Source organism: Vibrio qinghaiensis (genome assembly GCF_002257545.1).
GTDB lineage: Bacteria > Pseudomonadota > Gammaproteobacteria > Enterobacterales > Vibrionaceae > Vibrio > Vibrio ordalii.
Map to the genome: position 1 here is coordinate 2,130,938 of NZ_CP022741.1, position 17,512 is coordinate 2,148,449.

The following is a 17,512-nucleotide window of genomic DNA, read 5'->3' on the forward strand; positions in this document are numbered from 1 at the left end:
ATTCGTAAAAAGACCGCAGCCTTGGCCACGGTCTTTTTTTAGGCAAAATCGCTAGGATTAACCTTTTTGAACCATTGCAACTTCTTCAGCGAAGCTAAGTTCTTGAGCTTTCTCAATACCTTCACCAACTTCTAGACGTACGAAGTTAGTAACGGTTGCGCCTTTAGCTTTCAGCATGGCGCCAACAGTTTGAGAAGGATCCATGATGAATGCTTGACCAGTAAGTGATACTTCACCTGTGAACTTAGTCATGCGACCTTCAACCATTTTCTCAGCAATTGCCGCTGGCTTGCCAGATTGAATTGCAATTTCGATTTGGATTTCACGCTCTTTAGCCACAACTTCTGCTGGTACATCTTCAGGGTTAACGTACTCAGGTTTGGCAGCAGCAACGTGCATTGCTACGTGTTTGATGGTCTCTTCATCCGCTTCACCAGCAACCACAACACCGATACGGTCGCCATGGCGGTATGAACCTACTTTAGCGCCTTCGATGTAGTGAACGCGACGGATAGTGATGTTTTCACCAATTTTAGCAACAAGAGCAATACGTGCTTCTTCAAATTTAGCTTGAAGTGCTGCGATATCTAGACGCTCAGCAAGTGCAGCCGCTAGAACTTCGTTAGCGAACGCTAGGAAGCTTGAATCTTTTGCTACGAAGTCAGTTTGGCAGTTCACTTCTAGAAGTGCTGCAAAACCATCAGCTTCTTTAATTAGGATAGTACCTTCAGCTGCGATGTTACCTGCTTTTTTCGCTGCTTTAGCTGCGCCGCTTTTGCGCATGTTTTCAATTGCTAGTTCGATGTCAGCGTTTGCTTCTACAAGCGCTTTTTTACATTCCATCATACCTGCGCCAGTACGCTCGCGCAGTTCTTTCACTAGAGCAGCAGTTACAGTTGCCATTCTCTATTCCTCAGTTGATTCTGGTGGTAAAAATCAGGGGCCGATTGTTTGGCCCCTGATGCTAACTATAACTTGTTCAATGCATCAATCGTGTGACACATATAATCAAGTGTGACTCAGAGCCGCTATTATTCTGCTTCTACGAAACCGTCTTTTGCAGCAGCAAGTGCAGCTGCATCTTTGTTACGACCTTCGTTAACCGTTTCTGCAACAGCATTTAGGTAAAGCTGGATTGCACGGATTGCGTCGTCGTTACCAGGGATAATGTAGTCAACGCCATCTGGGTTAGAGTTAGTATCAACAACAGCGTAAACTGGGATACCTAGGTTGTTTGCTTCTTTAACTGCAATGTGCTCGTGATCTGCATCGATAACGAATAGTGCGTCAGGTAGACCGCCCATATCTTTGATACCACCAAGAGATTTCTCTAGCTTCTCCATTTCACGAGTACGCATTAGAGCTTCTTTCTTAGTTAGTTTATCAAAAGTGCCATCTGTCGCTTGAATTTCAAGCTCTTTTAGACGCTTGATTGACTGACGAACAGTTTTCCAGTTAGTTAGCATGCCGCCCAACCAGCGGTTGTTAACGTAGAATTGGTTGCTTGCGATAGCCGCTTCTTTAACAGCTTCAGATGCTGCGCGTTTAGTACCAACGAAAAGAACTTTACCTTTTTTCTCGCCAACTTTGTGTAGCTCAGCTAGAGCTTCGTTGAACATAGGAACAGTTTTTTCTAAGTTGATGATGTGAACACGGCTACGAGCACCAAAAATGAATGGCTTCATTTTTGGGTTCCAGTAACGAGTCTGGTGACCGAAGTGAACACCAGCTTTTAGCATGTCGCGCATTGATACAGTTGCCATTTGAAAATCCTCTATGGGGTTAGGCCTCCACATCCCCCATGAATCCGACTCCTAACATCTATTCGGTTGTTACCGATAGTTTTCTTGTTGGAGCACCCCGGAACACGTGTCGGAATGTGTGTGATTTAAAGATAATGTGTTTAGAAAGGAAGGTGGGTTTCGTCATTTCAGAAGAAAACGCACTTCTATTCCGGCGCGCTTTATATCATATTTTGCCTCACACTGGCTAGAAAAAAATATTCAGCATCACGAGTTAGTCGCCTTGTATTTATGCAAACAATTCTTACTTACCGACAGGGATCCCTTGCGATTCATCGCTGCACTGCTAGAATAACGCCCATTCGCACATTTGCGTGCTTAAGAATTAATGCATAGAGAAAGCCGATGTCTGTAAAAATCAAAACTGCTGAAGAAATAGCCAAAATGCGCATTGCGGGTAAACTGGCTGCCGATGTCCTTGAGATGATTGAACCGCATGTAAAAGTGGGGATAACGACTGAAGAGCTAGACCAGATCTGCCACAAATACATCACTGAAGTGCAGCAAGCTATTCCAGCACCATTGAATTACCACGGTTTTCCTAAATCGATCTGTACCTCTATCAATCACATTGTTTGCCATGGAATTCCAGCCACTCAAGATGAGCAGTATGGGCAATTACAGCGCCCTGGAGTGCTGAAAGAGGGTGATATTCTAAACATCGATATCACAGTTATTAAAGATGGCTACCACGGTGATACCTCAAAAATGTTCCTTGTCGGTGAAGCATCCCCAGCAGATAAGCGCCTATGTCTTGTTGCGCAAGAGTGTCTTTATATCGGCATGAAAAAGGTCAAACCCGGCGTTCAGTTAGGTGAGATTGGTACAGCAATAGAAAAACACATTAAAACCAACAATAAGAATAACCCTCGCCTCAAATTCTCGATTGTGAAGGATTATTGCGGCCACGGTATTGGCGCTCAATTTCATGAAGACCCACAAGTGGTTCATTATAAGAACAGCGACAGAACCGTACTGCGTGAAGGGATGATTTTCACTATCGAACCAATGATTAATGCGGGTAAATTTGGTTGCCGCCTTGATGATGAAGACAATTGGACGGTTTATACCGCCGATGGTAAAAATTCAGCGCAGTGGGAACACACCATTTTGGTTACCGCCACCGGCTGCGAAGTACTGACGCTGCGTGAAGAAGAAACCATTCCGCGTCTGATGAACAACGCCTAATTGCGTAGAAACGAAACCTTATAAAAATATCCCTCTTGCAGGGATATTTTTTTATCTGTAGCGATTTGATACAGTCAGGCTACGTTGTGACATATCACCAGCATGGATTGCCGTTATGCCTTTTCAGTCTCCTCTCACTTTTACTGACTTACAGCTCACTATCAGCGAGCTTAAGCAGCAACTTGACCAGTTCACTCATTATCAAAAATATCAATTTTTGCACCATCATCCAGTTAATGACCTGGTACTAGGCCGCTCTGAATATATGGATCAACTGCTCTACAGGTTATGGGAACATTACGCATTTTCGCAGGTTCCTGACATCAGCTTAGTGGCTGTCGGAGGCTATGGACGCGGTGAACTGCATCCTCTTTCGGATATCGATATTCTGGTCGTCTCCCATCATACTTTACCCGCTGAACTCGGCAGTAAAATCAGCGAATTCATCACCCTGTTGTGGGATTTGCGTTTAGAAGTCGGCCATGCCGTGCGTACCGTACAACAGTGTGCTGAGATTGGCCGTGAAGATTTAACCGTCGCAACAAACTTACAAGAAGCTCGGTTAATATGTGGCAGCGAAAAGACATTTTATAAACTCAAAATGTTGATTCATTCCGAGTCATTTTGGCCAAGCGAGACCTTTTACCGCGCCAAAATTCAAGAACAACGTAACCGCCACGCTCGTTACCATGACACCACTTATAACCTTGAACCCGACATCAAATCGACGCCAGGAGGCTTAAGGGATATTCATACGTTAAGCTGGGTAGCTAGACGCCACTTTGGTGCGACCTCTCTGTTTGAAATGAGTCGTTTTGGTTTTTTAACTGATGCAGAATATCGTGAGCTAGTAGAGTGCCAAGACTTTTTATGGCGCGTGCGCTTTGCGCTGCACATTGAATTAAAACGTTATGACAATCGGCTCATTTTCGCTCATCAAGCTCAAGTGGCAGAACATCTTGGTTTTACTGGTGAAGGGAATCGCGCAGTCGAGATGATGATGAAAGAGTTCTACCGCACGCTGCGTCGTGTTGCGGAACTCAACAAAATGTTACTGCGTCTGTTTGATCAAGCCATACTCAATAACGGCGAAGAAGCCGCAGCAGAAATTTTAGATGATGATTTTCAACGTCGTGGCAACTTGATAGAAGCTCGTAAACCGGCGCTGTTCCAAGCTCGCCCTGAAACGATTTTAGATATGTTTATTCATATCGCCAATGATTCCAGCATCGAAAGCGTCGCGCCCACAACCATGCGCCAGTTACGCACAGCCAGAAGGCGGCTCAATAAATTCCTGCACACCATTCCAGAAGCACGTGAAAAATTCATGACATTGGTACGTCACCCTAACGCACTACATCGTGCGTTCAGCCTAATGCATAAATTAGGCGTGCTTGCCGCTTATCTTCCCCAATGGAGCCAAATTGTTGGACAAATGCAGTTCGACCTATTCCATGTTTATACGGTCGATGAACACAGCATTCGTCTTCTCAAACACATCAATACCTTTAGCTACGCACAAAATCACGATAAACACCCCATCTGTTGCGAAGTCTACCCACGTCTCCAAAAAAAGGAGATGCTGATTCTGGCCGCTATTTTCCACGACATCGCCAAAGGGCGTGGCGGTGATCACTCTGAAATCGGCGCGGTAGAAGCCTATGATTTTTGTATTGAACACGGTTTATCAAAACCTGAAGCAAAATTAGTCTCTTGGCTGGTACAAAACCACCTCTTGATGTCGGTAACGGCGCAAAGGCGCGATATTTACGACCCAGATGTCATTACCGAATTTGCCAAAAAAGTGCGCGATGAAGAGTATCTCGAACATCTTGTTTGCCTGACTGTCGCCGACATCTGCGCTACCAACCCTGAGCTTTGGAACAGTTGGAAACGCACCTTGCTGGCAGAGCTCTACCATTCAACACAGCGGGCGCTCAGACGTGGGCTTGAAAACCCGGTAGATGTGCGCGATCGCATTCGCCACAACCAACAAATGGCATCCGCATTGCTTCGTAAAGAAGGCTACAGCGCACGTGAAATTGAAGTGCTTTGGCAGCGCTTTAAAGCGGATTACTTTTTGCGTCACACTCACAAGCAGATCGCTTGGCATTGTGAGCACCTACTCAAACATAGTGATCCAAGCCAACCGTTGATCCTGATGAGCAAAAAAGCCACGCGTGGCGGCACTGAATTGTTTGTTTACACTAAAGATCAACCCGCACTCTTTGCAACTGTGGTTGCTGAACTGGACCGTCGAAATCTCAATGTCCATGATGCGCAGATAATGTCGAGTAAAGATGGCTATGTCCTTGATACTTTTATGGTGCTGGATCAAAACGGTCACGCGATTGATGAAGAGAGTCACCCATCGCTGATCAAACACCTACTCAATGGGCTAGACACTGGCTGGCAAAACAAACTGAAATTACGCCGCACACCACGTAACTTGCAACATTTTAAAGTCAAAACTAAAGTCGATTTTTTGCCTACCAAAAGCAACAAAAGGACATTAATGGAATTTGTCGCACTTGATACTCCTGGGCTACTGGCAACGGTCGGAGCAACCTTTGCTGACTTAAACATTAACCTGCATGGTGCTAAAATCACCACCATTGGTGAACGAGCAGAAGACTTGTTTATACTGACAGGTTCACAAGGCGGAAAATTGAGTGAAGAAGAAGAGTGCACGTTGCGTGAAATTCTGATTAAAAATGTTTCTGAACTCGCGCCAAATTAAACGAAAAAGGAAAGCGATCTTGCCCACAACTTGCGTCTTTGATATCACTATGAGCTACCTCGTGCGGGCATGGACTGCTACATTGAAATGATTCATTGATGTGTCACAAAAAACAATAGAGGTCGCTTATGTATCCCTACCTCACCGGTTTAGGCATTCAAGATCCTAAACAGATTGAGCGCTATTCACTTCGTCAAGAAGCCCATAAAGATGTGCTGAAGATTTACTTTCATAAGCAGAAAGGCGAGCTGTTCGCTAAGAGCGTGAAATTTAAATACCCTCGACAGATAAAAAATGTGTTAGTTGATAGCGGCAGCCATCAGTACAAAGAGGTGACGGAGATCAATCGAAATTTAACCTTGGTGATTGATGAACTGAACAAAATCACTAAGCCTGTTCCGATGAGTGATCTCGATCTGAAGCAAAAAATATTGACCGACTTGCACCATTTGGAAAAAGTGGTCACGAGCAAAATCGCTGAAATTGAAGCTGACCTAAAGAAGCTAAAATAATATCGAGACGACAAAGTAACTTTAGATACCCAGAGCATCGAATAACCCTGTTGTAGATGACTCTTCGCTGACAAAACAGGTTCCCAAAGGAAGCTGTTTTGTTGCTAAGCCTAAGCGTTCAGTCAACATTGAACGCTGAGCGAGTTATAACCAACCCGCCCAAAAGCCGACCCAATACAGCGCAATCGCCGATACAACACCCGCTACGATATCATCGAGCATAATCCCCAAACCACCATGCACTCGTTTATCTAACCAACTGATCGGCCACGGTTTGAGCATATCGAAAAAGCGAAACAGCACGAAGCCAGTCACCAGCCATTTCCAATCTAAACTGGGCAGTTCAAGCAATGGCACGACTAGCATTGTTATCCAGAAACCAGCAAATTCATCCCACACAATTGAACCGTGGTCATGCACTTTCATGTCGTCAGAAGTCACTTGGCAAATTTTCACACCCACCAAGCAAGCCAGCACAACCACAGCACAATAAATAGCAATAGGTAGCTGTACTAACAGCAAATAAAAAGGTACCGAGGCGAGCGTTCCCGTTGTGCCGGGCACGATAGGCGATAGGCCACTGCCAAAACCCGTGGCCAAAAGATGCCAAGGGTTCTTTAATGAGATTAATGCGATAGGGTTTGTCATTCGTTCACCTTAAAATGATCATAGCCGCTTAACTGCCAATTGAGTTTTTTTCCTTGATGCTGGAGCTCAAAAATACCCTGCGGGCGAATTTGGCCAATGCAACTCACCTTACAACCGCAATGAGCAAGCGCACTTTCGATGGAACCTCGGTTATGCTCTGGAACAGTGAAACACAACTCATACTCTTCACCGCTGGTTAGTGCATATTGCTGGGCTATTTGTCTCTCGCCCACAAACTGCAACAGCTCTTGCGAGATAGGCAACGCACCGACATCTAAACTCGCCCCAACATTTGAACGATGCAAAATATGTTTGAGATCAGACACCAAACCATCGGAAATATCAATTGCAGAAGAAGCCAAATGAAGCAATGCTTGACCGGCAAGAATTCTTGGCGTTGAGAGATAGTGACGCTTTTCAAGCTCTTGGGCAAAAGGTTTATGGCGTAAGCTTGGGTCAAGAACCACATCGAGCCCTGCTTGGCTATCACCAAGCTCGCCAGTGACATAAACCCAATCTCCCACTTTGGCTCCACTGCGCAGCAGCGCCAATTCTTGTGGCACAAAACCTTGAACTGTCAAGGTAATGCTCAGTGGGCCTTTGGTTGTATCCCCACCAATTAACTGAATGTTGTAATAGTTCGCAAGTTCGAAAAAAGCATCACAAAAGGGTTTTAGCCATGCTTCATCGACACTAGGTAGAGTGAGTGCAAGCGATACCCAAGCAGGCGTTGCCCCCATAGCAGCCAGATCACTGATGTTAGATGACAATGCTTTATGAGCCACCCAAGCGGGATTCGCATCGGTTAAAAAATGAGTGCCTGCGACTAAGGTGTCGGTACTGATGGCGATCCGAACATTTTCTGGTGCTTTGACTAATGCACAATCATCTCCTAGAGCAAGAGAGACATCTTTACGTTGTGACTGACGGTTAGAGAAATAGGTATCGATTAAATTGAATTCACCGAACATAAAAAATTCCCTGCCCTGAGTTTTTATTCTGTACATCATTTCTCATCGCTTAGGGCTTTCGCGGAGAAAGATCCGTCATAAAAAAGGTCAGCGAATGCTGACCTTTTATTTTAAAACGACTTATTATTTTTTGCGTACATGTGGGGCGGCTTTATCAAGCACGCCATTCACAAATTTATGGCTATCTTCAGCAGCAAATACTTTTGCTAACTCAATCGCCTCATTGATGACCACTTTATATGGCACATCATCGCGACGAGTCATTTCGTACATGGCTAAACGAAGTAACGCCAATTCCATCATGTCTAAGTCTTGCATTGGACGAGACACGAAAGGACGCAATTTGCTATCTAGCTCTGTGTGGCTTAGCACTACACCCGTGAGTAGATCACGGAAATATGCAACGTCGGTTTCTGGAGCCGCTAACGCTGGCTCAGCAGCATGATGCTCTTCTTCATCATACTTACCACCCGAGAGGAATTGCTCTTCGATAGTGGCAACATTTTCTTTTGTAATTTGCCAAGAATAAATTGCTTGTAGCGCAAATTGACGTGCATTACGACGTGCGGCTGGTTTCACACTGGCCCCCATTAGGAATCGATTTCTGAAAGAACGTTAATCATCTCAAGCGCGCTTAGTGCAGCTTCTGCACCTTTGTTACCAGCCTTGGTTCCCGCGCGTTCAATGGCTTGATCGATGGTATCAACAGTTAGAACACCAAATGCCACTGGAAGGCTGTATTCCAAAGACACTTGCGCCAAACCTTTATTGCATTCACTGCACACATAATCAAAGTGTGGCGTACCGCCACGAATCACAGTGCCAAGAGACACGATAGCGTCGTATTTACCCGTTTTTGCTACGCGTTGAGCAGTAAGAGGTAATTCGACAGCACCAGGGCAGCGAACAACAGTAATATTGTCATCGCTAACTTGTCCGTGACGCTTTAAAGTATCGATTGCACCAGAAAGCAGGCTTTCGTTAATAAAACTGTTGAAACGAGAAATAACGATAGCAATTTTTGCATTTGGTGCGGGGAAACCACCCTCGATCACTTTCATAAGCCTTCCTTTAACTATATACACAAGTGAGAATCGCCGGATTCTAGCACAATTTTGTGAGCAATATCTAATGGAAATTCGGCTTAGACGGCAAACCAAGCGGCTAATCAGCGAAATAATAAAGGAAGCATTGGGCTTCCTTTATTGGTTTTATTACGGTGTATTTTTAAATGTGGCCTTAGGTTCTAAGCGCTAAAACGAGATGAGGTTATTGACAAACATACTCTGTCACATTCAAGCCAAAACCGCCTAAAGCGTGATACTTTTTATTGGCTGAGGAGAGTAAACGCATATCACGAACGCCTAAATCCGCCAGAATTTGTGAACCAACCCCAACTCGGCGTGAAGTACCTTGTTTTTTCGCTAAAGTAGGCGCTTGGCCCTTGTCTTGCTGTTCAAACATTTTAACGCGATGGATCAATAAATCGCTCGACTCTTCATTACCTAAAATGACCAATACGCCGCCCTCTTGGCCGATACGCTGCATCGCTTTATCTAAAGTCCAACTGCGCTCAGCATTGCGATCGCTACGCAGCAAATCGGTAAAGGTATCGTGCAGATGAACTCGCACCAAGGGCGCTTGACCATCCAATGTTCCTTTTTGCAATGCGTAATGGATCTGATTATCAATCACGTCGCGGTAAGTGATCAGTTCAAATTCACCGTATTCTGTCGGCAACTTGCACTGTGCAACACGCTCAATGGTCGTCTCAGTATTGTTACGGTATTCAATCAGATCGGCAATCGTACCGAGTTTTAAACCATGTTGCTCGGCAAACACTTCAAGATCAGGGCGACGCGCCATGGTGCCATCATCATTTAAAATTTCGACGATCACAGACGCGGGCTCTAACCCCGCAAGGCGCGCCAAATCACAACCGGCTTCCGTGTGCCCAGCGCGAGTTAAAACGCCCCCCTCTTGCGCAGCCAGTGGAAAAATGTGCCCAGGCTGCACTAAGTCTGAAGCTTTCGCCTCTTTCGCCACCGCAGCTTGTACCGTCACGGCGCGATCGGCCGCTGAAATGCCGGTGGTTACGCCTTCGGCCGCTTCAATCGAGACGGTAAAATTGGTGGTGTATTGAGCATTATTATCCTGCACCATAGGAGCCAAGCCTAAACGCTGACAACGAGCTTTAGTCATGGTTAAGCAGATCAGGCCACGACCAAATTTAGCCATAAAATTAATCGCTTCAGGAGTAACGTGCTCGGCGGCCATGATCAAGTCACCTTCGTTCTCACGATCTTCGTCATCCATTAAGATGACCATTTTCCCAAGGCGAATATCTTCAATGATCTCTTGCGGGGTACTTATTGGCATACTCTATTTTCCTATCGCTGAACTATTTTCCGCACAGTCCCTGACTTAGATTTATCCACGACCGTGGTAGCATGGGACAATGCGCGGTTTACGCAAAACCATTTTGTTGTAAAAATGCTAAGCTAATTTTTGACTCTGGTGTCTCTTCATCTTGCTGGTTTTGCAGCAAACGCTCCATATAACGCGCGAGCACATCCACTTCCAAATTCACTTTACGCCCAACATGAAATGCATCAATGGTCGTTTCGGCAGAAGTGTGAGGCACTATGGTCAGCTTAAAGGCATTCTTTCTTAAATCATTCACAGTGAGGCTGATACCATCTACTGTAATTGAGCCTTTTTCAGCCACGTATTTATTCAATGCCGGTGGGATCGCTACCCAAAACTCTATCGAACGACCAACAGGATTTCGTTCAATGATTTCACCAACACCGTCAACGTGCCCAGAAACAATGTGTCCACCAAAACGAGTGGTGGGCAACATGGCTTTTTCTAGGTTGACCTTGTCACCAACTTGATAGTGAGCAAACCCGGTTTTGTTGAGCGTTTCTAGTGAGAGATCCGCTGTATATTGAGTGCTGTTATAATCTACCACGGTCAAACAGACACCATTTGTGGCAATACTGTCACCAAGTTTGACATCGCTCATATCAAGATGACCGACTTTCACGGTCACACTGATGTCTTCACCTTTGGGTGTAATCGCGGCAAGTGTACCTACCGCCTCGATAATTCCTGTAAACATGCTATTTATCTTTTATTTTAGGTACGGCAATGATCCGAATATCCGGCCCAACTTGTCGTACATCTTTGATGATTAACTCTAGCGTATCCGCCATGGAAGATAGCCCCAAAGCACCAAATAGCCCCCGACCATCACTACCCATGATTTTAGGCGCTAAGTACAAAATGATCTCATCAACCAATTGGGCTTGGATCAGTGAACGAGCCAGTGTGGCACCAGCTTCCACCCAGAGATGATTCATTTGTGAATGCTCAGCTAAATAAGCTAAGGTATCCGCTAACTCAAATTGCGTCTGGTTGCTATTGAGCAATGACGTATGTTCACTGCCAAGCACCAATACTTCACCGGAATGTTGATACAGCTTTAGACCATCATGGAGTTGGTTTTGCCTGTCAAGAATGACTCGCACTGGTTGGCGTAACTGATGTTGTGGGTAGTTCACTTGCACTGATGGAGGCAGTTCATCCCAACGCACAGTCAATGAAGCATCATCTTCAATCACTGTTTTGCTGGTCGATAAAATCCCACCCGCTTTGGCGCGAAATTTTTGCACATCTCGCCGCGCGGCTGCTGAAGTTATCCATTGACTCTGACCATTATTGAGTGCCGTTTGTCCATCAAGACTTGCGGCCATTTTCAATTGGACAAAGGGCATCCCACTTGTCATGCGTTTAATAAAACCCGGATTGAGCACGATGGCATCCGCTTCTAACAAACCGAGTTCGACTTCAATCCCAGCGTCACGCAGCATTTGAATACCACGCCCAGCGACTTGAGGATTCGGATCCTGCATTGCGCAAATCACTTTCGCCACTTTGGCGTTAATCAAACCTTCAGCGCAAGGCGGTGTACGGCCATGATGCGAGCAAGGCTCTAAAGTGACATAAGCGGTAGCGCCTCGCGCTTGCTCGTTTGCCATGCGTAAGGCGTACACTTCGGCATGCGGCTCACCAGCACGCGCATGAAAACCCTCACCAACAATCTGCTCTCCTTGAGTGATCACGCAGCCGACATTGGGGTTAGGTTGAGTGGTAAAAACGCCACCTTTGGCAAGCTCAATGGCTCGCGACATCATTTGATAATCAAAAGGAGTAAACATAAGCGATTAATCTTCCAGCTTCGCGATTTCTTCACCAAACTCACGAATATCTTCAAAACTACGATACACGGAGGCAAAGCGGATGTAAGCGACTTTATCGAGTACTTTGAGCTGCTCCATCACCAAGTTACCAATCATTTTACTTGGGACTTCTCGCTCACCAGTAGCTCGCAACTGAGATTTAATCATACTGATTGCAAGCTCAATCGCATCGGCGCTGACGGGGCGTTTTTCTAATGCTCGCTGTATACCACCGACCATTTTATCTTCGTTAAACGGTTCACGATTTCCATTTGATTTGATGACTCTTGGCATCAAGAGCTCGGCCGATTCAAACGTGGTAAAACGTTCATTACATGCCAAACATTGACGGCGACGGCGCACTTGATGGCCATCTGCGACAAGACGAGAATCAATCACTTTGGTGTCGTTCTCTGAACAAAAAGGACAATGCATATCACCTCCATAGCAATGAGCATCAGTGTACCGGAATTAGTACGCAAGTTGAACGCAAAAGGGGCATCAGCCCCTTTTCAATCTCTATTGTGTTAACGGCCACACTTTGTTAACTCGCACCGTTAGCCATCACAAAAAGAACTTAGCGACGTGATAAGTAATTGGCTTTGCCAACCCACTTGTAACTGGTCAACTCTTCTAAGCCCATCGGCCCGCGAGCGTGCAATTTTTGGGTCGAAACGGCCACTTCAGCGCCTAAACCAAATTGAGCCCCATCGGTAAAGCGCGTCGAAGCATTGACATACACTGCAGCAGAGCCCGCGGAATTAATAAACAGCTCTGCATTAAATAGGTCATTTGTCATGATCGCATCCGAATGGCTTGCATTGTGTTCACGCATATGTTCAATCGCTTGCTGCACGTCATCGACCACTTTAACGCCCAAAGTGTAACTTAGCCATTCGGTGTCAAAATCGCCCTCAACAGCCTCTCTCAACTGCTTCGCGTGGCTCATGCAGGCTTGGGCTTTTGGCTCGACAACGAAGGTCACTTGATCATTAAGTCGTAGCACCAGTTTTGCCAAAAATTCACTGGCAATCGCTTGATGAACCAGCAAAGTATCCAGTGCGTTGCACGCAGAAGGGCGCTGAATTTTGGCATTTTCAATTACCTCGACTGATTTATCCAGATCCGCCGATTGGTCAACAAAAATATGGCTAATGCCAAAACCACCAATAATCACCGGAATCGTGCTGTTTTCTTTGCACATTTTATGTAGGCTAGCGCCGCCGCGCGGAATGATCATATCAACATATTCATCCAGCTTGAGCAGCTGTGAAACCAGTTCGCGATCCGGTTTTTCAATATACTGCACAGCAGCCGCTGGTAGTTGTGCTTTTTCTAGCGCCGATTGAATAACGTTGACTAGCGCCATATTGGAGAAAAAGGTCTCTTTCCCTCCCCGTAAAATACTGGCGTTACCCGTTTTTAAACACAATGCCGCAATATCAATGGTTACATTCGGACGCGCTTCATAAATAACGCCCACCACACCTAACGGTACTCGGCGGCGAGACAATGACAATCCGTTTTCAAGCACTCGGCTATCGATTTCACTACCGACAGGGTCATTGAGATTAATCACATTACGCACGTCATTAGCAATGGCTTGCAGGCGCGATTCATTGAGCAATAGGCGATCAAGCATGGCATCGTTCAACCCGGCTTCGCGGGCCAGTTCGATATCTTGAGCATTCGCTTTTAAAATCGCGGCGCTCTGCTCCTCCAGTTCATCGGCAATGATCGCTAATGCATTGTTTTTTTGTGTCGTTGAAACGGTAGCGAGCTGGAAAGCGGCCTGTTTGGCGGCTTTACCCATTATGGTTAAATCCACTTTCTTTTCCTTACTATTCTTGGATCACAACAAGATCATCGCGATGAATGACTTCTGAGCCATAATCGTAACCTAAAATGCCTCCGATATCTTTGCTGTGTTTGCCCGCGATTTTGGCTAAGTCTTGGCTGGAATAAGCGGCGATGCCACGGGCAATTAATACGCCTTGTTTATCGGTTACTCGCGCCACTTCACCACGTGCAAAAGTACCACTGACATTCACTACCCCTTTCGCTAATAAGCTACTGCCATTCGCGACTACAGCTTTGACGGCTCCGCCATCAATGACAATGTCACCAGAAGCGGCAGGACCCGCTAAAATCCAGCGTTTGCGGTTTTCTAACGCTTCAGTACATGGCAAGAAACGGGTGCCTTGTGGCGCATCACTTAAAGAGTCAAAAATAACGTTGCTGGCACGCCCTGCGGCGATAATGACTTCAATCCCTGCACGGCGAGCAATATCCGCAGCCTGAAGCTTAGTTGCCATACCTCCGGTTCCAAGAGTGGTACCACTACCCCCAGCGATTTTACGCAAGGTATCATCAATGGTTTTGACTTCTTTAATCAATTCAGCGTTAGGATCTTTACGCGGGTCCGCGGTGAAGAGTCCTTTTTGGTCAGTGAGCAGCAATAGTTTATCGGCACCGCATAAAATACCGACCAAGGCTGACAAATTGTCGTTGTCGCCCACTTTGATTTCACTGGTTGCCACGGCATCGTTTTCGTTGACTACAGGAATAATATCGTGCTCGACCAAAGCATTAATGGTATCTCGCGCATTCAAAAAACGCTCACGATCTTCTAGATCGGCACGAGTCAGTAGCATTTGACCTATTTTAATCCCATAGATGGCAAAAAGAGATTCCCATGCTTGAATCAGTTGACTCTGCCCAACCGCAGCAAGCAACTGTTTGCTAGCCATTGCGTTGGGGAGTGCGGGGTAACCTAAGTGTTCTCGACCAGCGGCAATTGCGCCCGACGATACAATCACCACTGAGTGGCCTTGCTTTTTCAGTTCAGCACATTGACGGACAAGCTCAACCATATGAGCTCTATCTAACGCCAAAGTACCACCGGTTAATACACTGGTTCCTAGCTTCACAACGATTGTTTGAAGTTGCACCGCTTTTCCGCTTTGTTGATTCGTTGTCATGATTTCTTCTGAAATGGAAAACACATAAGAGCTGATGTTTTAGCAATCAAAGCAATAATTCACAAGTAGAAAAGGTGCTAAAAAGCACCTTTTTCATCACGAGGGTAAGGGGATAACGAAAATCAGACGAATTCAGCGGAATCTTGTGCAATCTCAACACTCAATTCAAAGCGCTCATAGAGACTCGCTACCAGTTTGGCATGAAACTCTTCTTGGGTACGTTTGACTTCAGAAAATACGGATTTAGGAATCGCGTCGGCATCCCACGCGCCAGCTAAGTTGTAACGTCCTGTATGATACTTAGCCTCAAACCCTGATTCTTTCTTAGTAAGTTCCAGCCACCAGCCCCAAAACTCTCGTTTTTCTGGGGATTTTTTGTCATTAACGCAAGACGCAAGGCAATCAAATAAGTAGTGATCCTCACGACATTGGCCTTCTCGTAAATAAGGTCCAATAGCTTTTAAAGCAGACAATAAGCGATAATGAGTCGGGGTGTGGGTCATTTCTGACATATTGACTCTCCATTTCAATGTTAAGAACGATCATTATTTTTATTAATCATATGCTTGTTACCGCATACCAATATCATGCTTAACTAATTTAGTAGAAAAGTCACCTAAATAGCTCATCTTCTAACCACTTTATCGCTAAATCGAGGGATTGCTCATATCCTTGTGTAATTGTTTTGCTTTTTATCTGTTTCGCTTTGCCATATTCACTAAAAATTGCAACTAATTGATTATCCGAATAGGGTGAAATGGGATCGCCTTCTAATCCTAAAGCTAAGATTGGAACCTTTGTGCGCCGACTGGTTAGAAAACCTTGCACTTTCAGTGACCACGCCCGCATCAACCCAGCGAGACTATTAATATCAACGACTTCTTTACCTAAACGAGAAGCCAGTACATCGATGTACATTTTAGGCATTTTTTTCAATTTTTCTGGCGAGGCCAAAATATCGTGGATAGGTGCACCTAATGAAACACAAGCCTTGATTTTATCTTGCTCTAGAAAAGAGAGCCTGATCATAGCGTTACCACCAAATCGAAATCCAACAAGCCCTACTTTTCGATGATCAACCCAAGGCAAGCTTTCCAGTTCATTGAGTACCGCTTGATGCAGACATGAAGAATCTTCAGTTAAAGGCCAATGAGAGCTATGACCGACAGAGGGCATATCAATGGTTAACATCGCAATATCTCTAGGCGCGAGATAATCTCTAAACAAACGCCACATATCCGTCTGCAAACTGTCTAAACCAGCGCTAACCAAAACGACCGGATGAGGCCTATCGGTATTAGGTAAATGTAAATTAGCGACTATTTTTTTATTCTTATAGGGTACTTCAACCTGCTTAATCACATAACGAGTCAGCTTAGCCGCTTCGTTATAAGCGCTGTTTGACAGTATCTGTGCCTGTAGGGATAAATTATCGTTTTTTAGATGTGGATAGCCAGCAATGCTAAAGCAGAGCGACGCGGAAAAAAGTTCATTGGCCGCCTCTTCGTCTTGTTTGCCATTAGCGCGCTTTTGGTGACGCATACCTAGTTTGATCCACTCGTATGCCCAGTTGCCACTGTGATAACCCATAACAGTATCGAGCCAATCCGCTTCGGTTCGCGAATGCTTCGAAGAGGCAATGCGTGCGAAAACTTCTTCTTGTTCTACTGGGTCAACACCTTGCCATATCCACTGTAAACGCCTAAGGTTTCGATACCAAACGTACCCTTCTTGCTGTTTTTTTAGGTCCAAAATTTCTTGGCTACTTGGCATATAGCGAATCAATGCCGAAGTTTCTTGAGCTTGCTTGTGTTTCTGAAATAATTTTTCAGAAAGATTTTGGCTATTAGATTCAGACATAAGTCGATTCAATTGAGAGCGGTGCTCTAATAGTAATAAAAAAAATGGCCCGATAAAGGGCCATTCTCAAATAAACGCAAAGAAAACCATTACTTTTGCTTACGGTTAATCGGTTCTGCGTACTGAATCGTCATATCCCATGGCTGTTCAATCCAGGTATCTTGAGCAATATCGACAACGTAATCATCTAACAAGCTGACGCCAGAAGGCTTCGCACACACCGCAATCAATTTCGCTTTAGGATACATTTCACGTAGCTTACGTGCGGTATCACCACTATCAACCAAATCTTCAACAATTAAGAAACCTTCGCCGTCACCTTCAGGTGCTTTGATCACTGTCATGTCACGCTGGTGATCATGATCGTAACTTGAAATGCAAATCGTATCGACATGGCGAATACCTAGTTCGCGCGCCAATATGGCACCAGGAACCAGACCACCACGGCTCACCGCCCAAATACCTTTCCATTGCTCTGCAGGCATCTGTTTTTCTGCCAATTGACGGCAGTAAGTCTGCATATTGTCCCAAGTGATAACGAATTTATTACTCATTGTTGTAAACCT

18 protein-coding genes are annotated in these 17,512 nt (G+C 45.3%); 3 read left to right on the plus strand and 15 right to left on the minus strand.

All coding sequences use genetic code 11. From position 1 onward, the window contains the following. Nucleotides 1-57 precede the first annotated feature (57 nt). Both tsf and rpsB read right to left on the minus strand, forming a co-directional pair. A complete protein-coding gene (tsf, locus tag CCZ37_RS09920; protein ID WP_094500419.1) occupies nucleotides 58-903 on the minus strand; it encodes a translation elongation factor Ts in 846 nt (281 codons plus the stop codon). 128 nt (nucleotides 904-1,031) lie between these two features. Further along, nucleotides 1,032-1,763: a 30S ribosomal protein S2 gene (gene rpsB / locus CCZ37_RS09925; protein ID WP_094500420.1), complete on the minus strand. Its 732-nt coding sequence runs from the start codon at nucleotides 1,761-1,763 to the stop codon at nucleotides 1,032-1,034. A gap of 384 nt (nucleotides 1,764-2,147) precedes the next feature. On the opposite strand from rpsB, the gene map reads away from it, so the two are divergent. The 3 genes from map (at nucleotide 2,148) to CCZ37_RS09940 (ending at nucleotide 6,242) form a co-directional block, all read left to right on the plus strand. Then, the gene (gene map / locus CCZ37_RS09930; protein WP_010320126.1) at nucleotides 2,148-2,990 is read left to right on the plus strand and encodes a type I methionyl aminopeptidase; all 843 of its coding nucleotides are present in this window, start codon (nucleotides 2,148-2,150) and stop codon (nucleotides 2,988-2,990) included. A gap of 115 nt (nucleotides 2,991-3,105) precedes the next feature. Then, the gene (glnD, locus tag CCZ37_RS09935) at nucleotides 3,106-5,730 is read left to right on the plus strand and encodes a bifunctional uridylyltransferase/uridylyl-removing protein GlnD (RefSeq protein ID WP_094500421.1); all 2,625 of its coding nucleotides are present in this window, start codon (nucleotides 3,106-3,108) and stop codon (nucleotides 5,728-5,730) included. A 128-nt stretch (nucleotides 5,731-5,858) separates the two neighbouring features. Next, nucleotides 5,859-6,242 carry a DUF3461 family protein gene (locus tag CCZ37_RS09940; RefSeq protein ID WP_010320128.1) on the plus strand — a complete coding sequence of 128 codons (384 nt, stop codon included), beginning with the start codon at nucleotides 5,859-5,861 and terminating at the stop codon, nucleotides 6,240-6,242. A 144-nt stretch (nucleotides 6,243-6,386) separates the two neighbouring features. Here CCZ37_RS09940 and pgpA read toward each other — a convergent pair whose 3' ends face one another. From pgpA to gpt, 13 genes are all read right to left on the minus strand, one after another. Then, on the minus strand, nucleotides 6,387-6,890 hold the full coding sequence (gene pgpA, locus CCZ37_RS09945) for a phosphatidylglycerophosphatase A (RefSeq protein WP_094500422.1): 504 nt from the start codon (nucleotides 6,888-6,890) through the stop codon (nucleotides 6,387-6,389). Next, nucleotides 6,887-7,861, minus strand: a complete 975-nt coding sequence (gene thiL, locus CCZ37_RS09950) for a thiamine-phosphate kinase (RefSeq protein WP_026027638.1) — start codon at nucleotides 7,859-7,861, stop codon at nucleotides 6,887-6,889. The genes pgpA and thiL overlap by 4 nt, the downstream gene beginning before the upstream one ends. 123 nt (nucleotides 7,862-7,984) lie before the next feature. Continuing rightward, entirely contained in the window at nucleotides 7,985-8,452 is a 468-nt protein-coding gene (nusB, locus tag CCZ37_RS09955) for a transcription antitermination factor NusB (protein WP_013856197.1), read from the minus strand. Beyond that, nucleotides 8,452-8,922, minus strand: coding sequence for a 6,7-dimethyl-8-ribityllumazine synthase (ribH, locus tag CCZ37_RS09960; protein WP_026027639.1), 471 nt, complete (start codon nucleotides 8,920-8,922; stop codon nucleotides 8,452-8,454). Before ribH ends, nusB begins: the two co-directional genes overlap by 1 nt. A 208-nt stretch (nucleotides 8,923-9,130) precedes the next feature. Continuing rightward, entirely contained in the window at nucleotides 9,131-10,240 is a 1,110-nt protein-coding gene (ribBA, locus tag CCZ37_RS09965) for a bifunctional 3,4-dihydroxy-2-butanone-4-phosphate synthase/GTP cyclohydrolase II (protein ID WP_094500423.1), read from the minus strand. Between the two features lie 88 nt (nucleotides 10,241-10,328). Beyond that, the gene (locus CCZ37_RS09970) at nucleotides 10,329-10,985 is read right to left on the minus strand and encodes a riboflavin synthase (protein WP_010320134.1); all 657 of its coding nucleotides are present in this window, start codon (nucleotides 10,983-10,985) and stop codon (nucleotides 10,329-10,331) included. Between the two features lies 1 nt (nucleotide 10,986). Further along, nucleotides 10,987-12,084 carry a bifunctional diaminohydroxyphosphoribosylaminopyrimidine deaminase/5-amino-6-(5-phosphoribosylamino)uracil reductase RibD gene (gene ribD, locus CCZ37_RS09975; protein WP_094500424.1) on the minus strand — a complete coding sequence of 366 codons (1,098 nt, stop codon included), beginning with the start codon at nucleotides 12,082-12,084 and terminating at the stop codon, nucleotides 10,987-10,989. A 6-nt stretch (nucleotides 12,085-12,090) separates the two neighbouring features. Further along, nucleotides 12,091-12,540 carry a transcriptional regulator NrdR gene (gene nrdR / locus CCZ37_RS09980; RefSeq protein WP_010320136.1) on the minus strand — a complete coding sequence of 150 codons (450 nt, stop codon included), beginning with the start codon at nucleotides 12,538-12,540 and terminating at the stop codon, nucleotides 12,091-12,093. A 142-nt stretch (nucleotides 12,541-12,682) separates the two neighbouring features. Continuing rightward, nucleotides 12,683-13,933, minus strand: coding sequence for a glutamate-5-semialdehyde dehydrogenase (locus CCZ37_RS09985; protein ID WP_088732791.1), 1,251 nt, complete (start codon nucleotides 13,931-13,933; stop codon nucleotides 12,683-12,685). Between the two features lie 13 nt (nucleotides 13,934-13,946). Next, on the minus strand, nucleotides 13,947-15,086 hold the full coding sequence (gene proB, locus CCZ37_RS09990; protein ID WP_094500425.1) for a glutamate 5-kinase: 1,140 nt from the start codon (nucleotides 15,084-15,086) through the stop codon (nucleotides 13,947-13,949). Nucleotides 15,087-15,208: 122 nt separating this feature from the next. Continuing rightward, a complete protein-coding gene (gene crl, locus CCZ37_RS09995; RefSeq protein ID WP_026027640.1) occupies nucleotides 15,209-15,598 on the minus strand; it encodes a sigma factor-binding protein Crl in 390 nt (129 codons plus the stop codon). Nucleotides 15,599-15,698: 100 nt separating this feature from the next. Continuing rightward, complete coding sequence (frsA, locus tag CCZ37_RS10000; protein WP_010320140.1) at nucleotides 15,699-16,946, minus strand: esterase FrsA; 1,248 nt, start codon at nucleotides 16,944-16,946, stop codon at nucleotides 15,699-15,701. A gap of 89 nt (nucleotides 16,947-17,035) precedes the next feature. Then, entirely contained in the window at nucleotides 17,036-17,500 is a 465-nt protein-coding gene (gene gpt / locus CCZ37_RS10005; protein WP_010320141.1) for a xanthine phosphoribosyltransferase, read from the minus strand. Nucleotides 17,501-17,512: the final 12 nt, after the last annotated feature.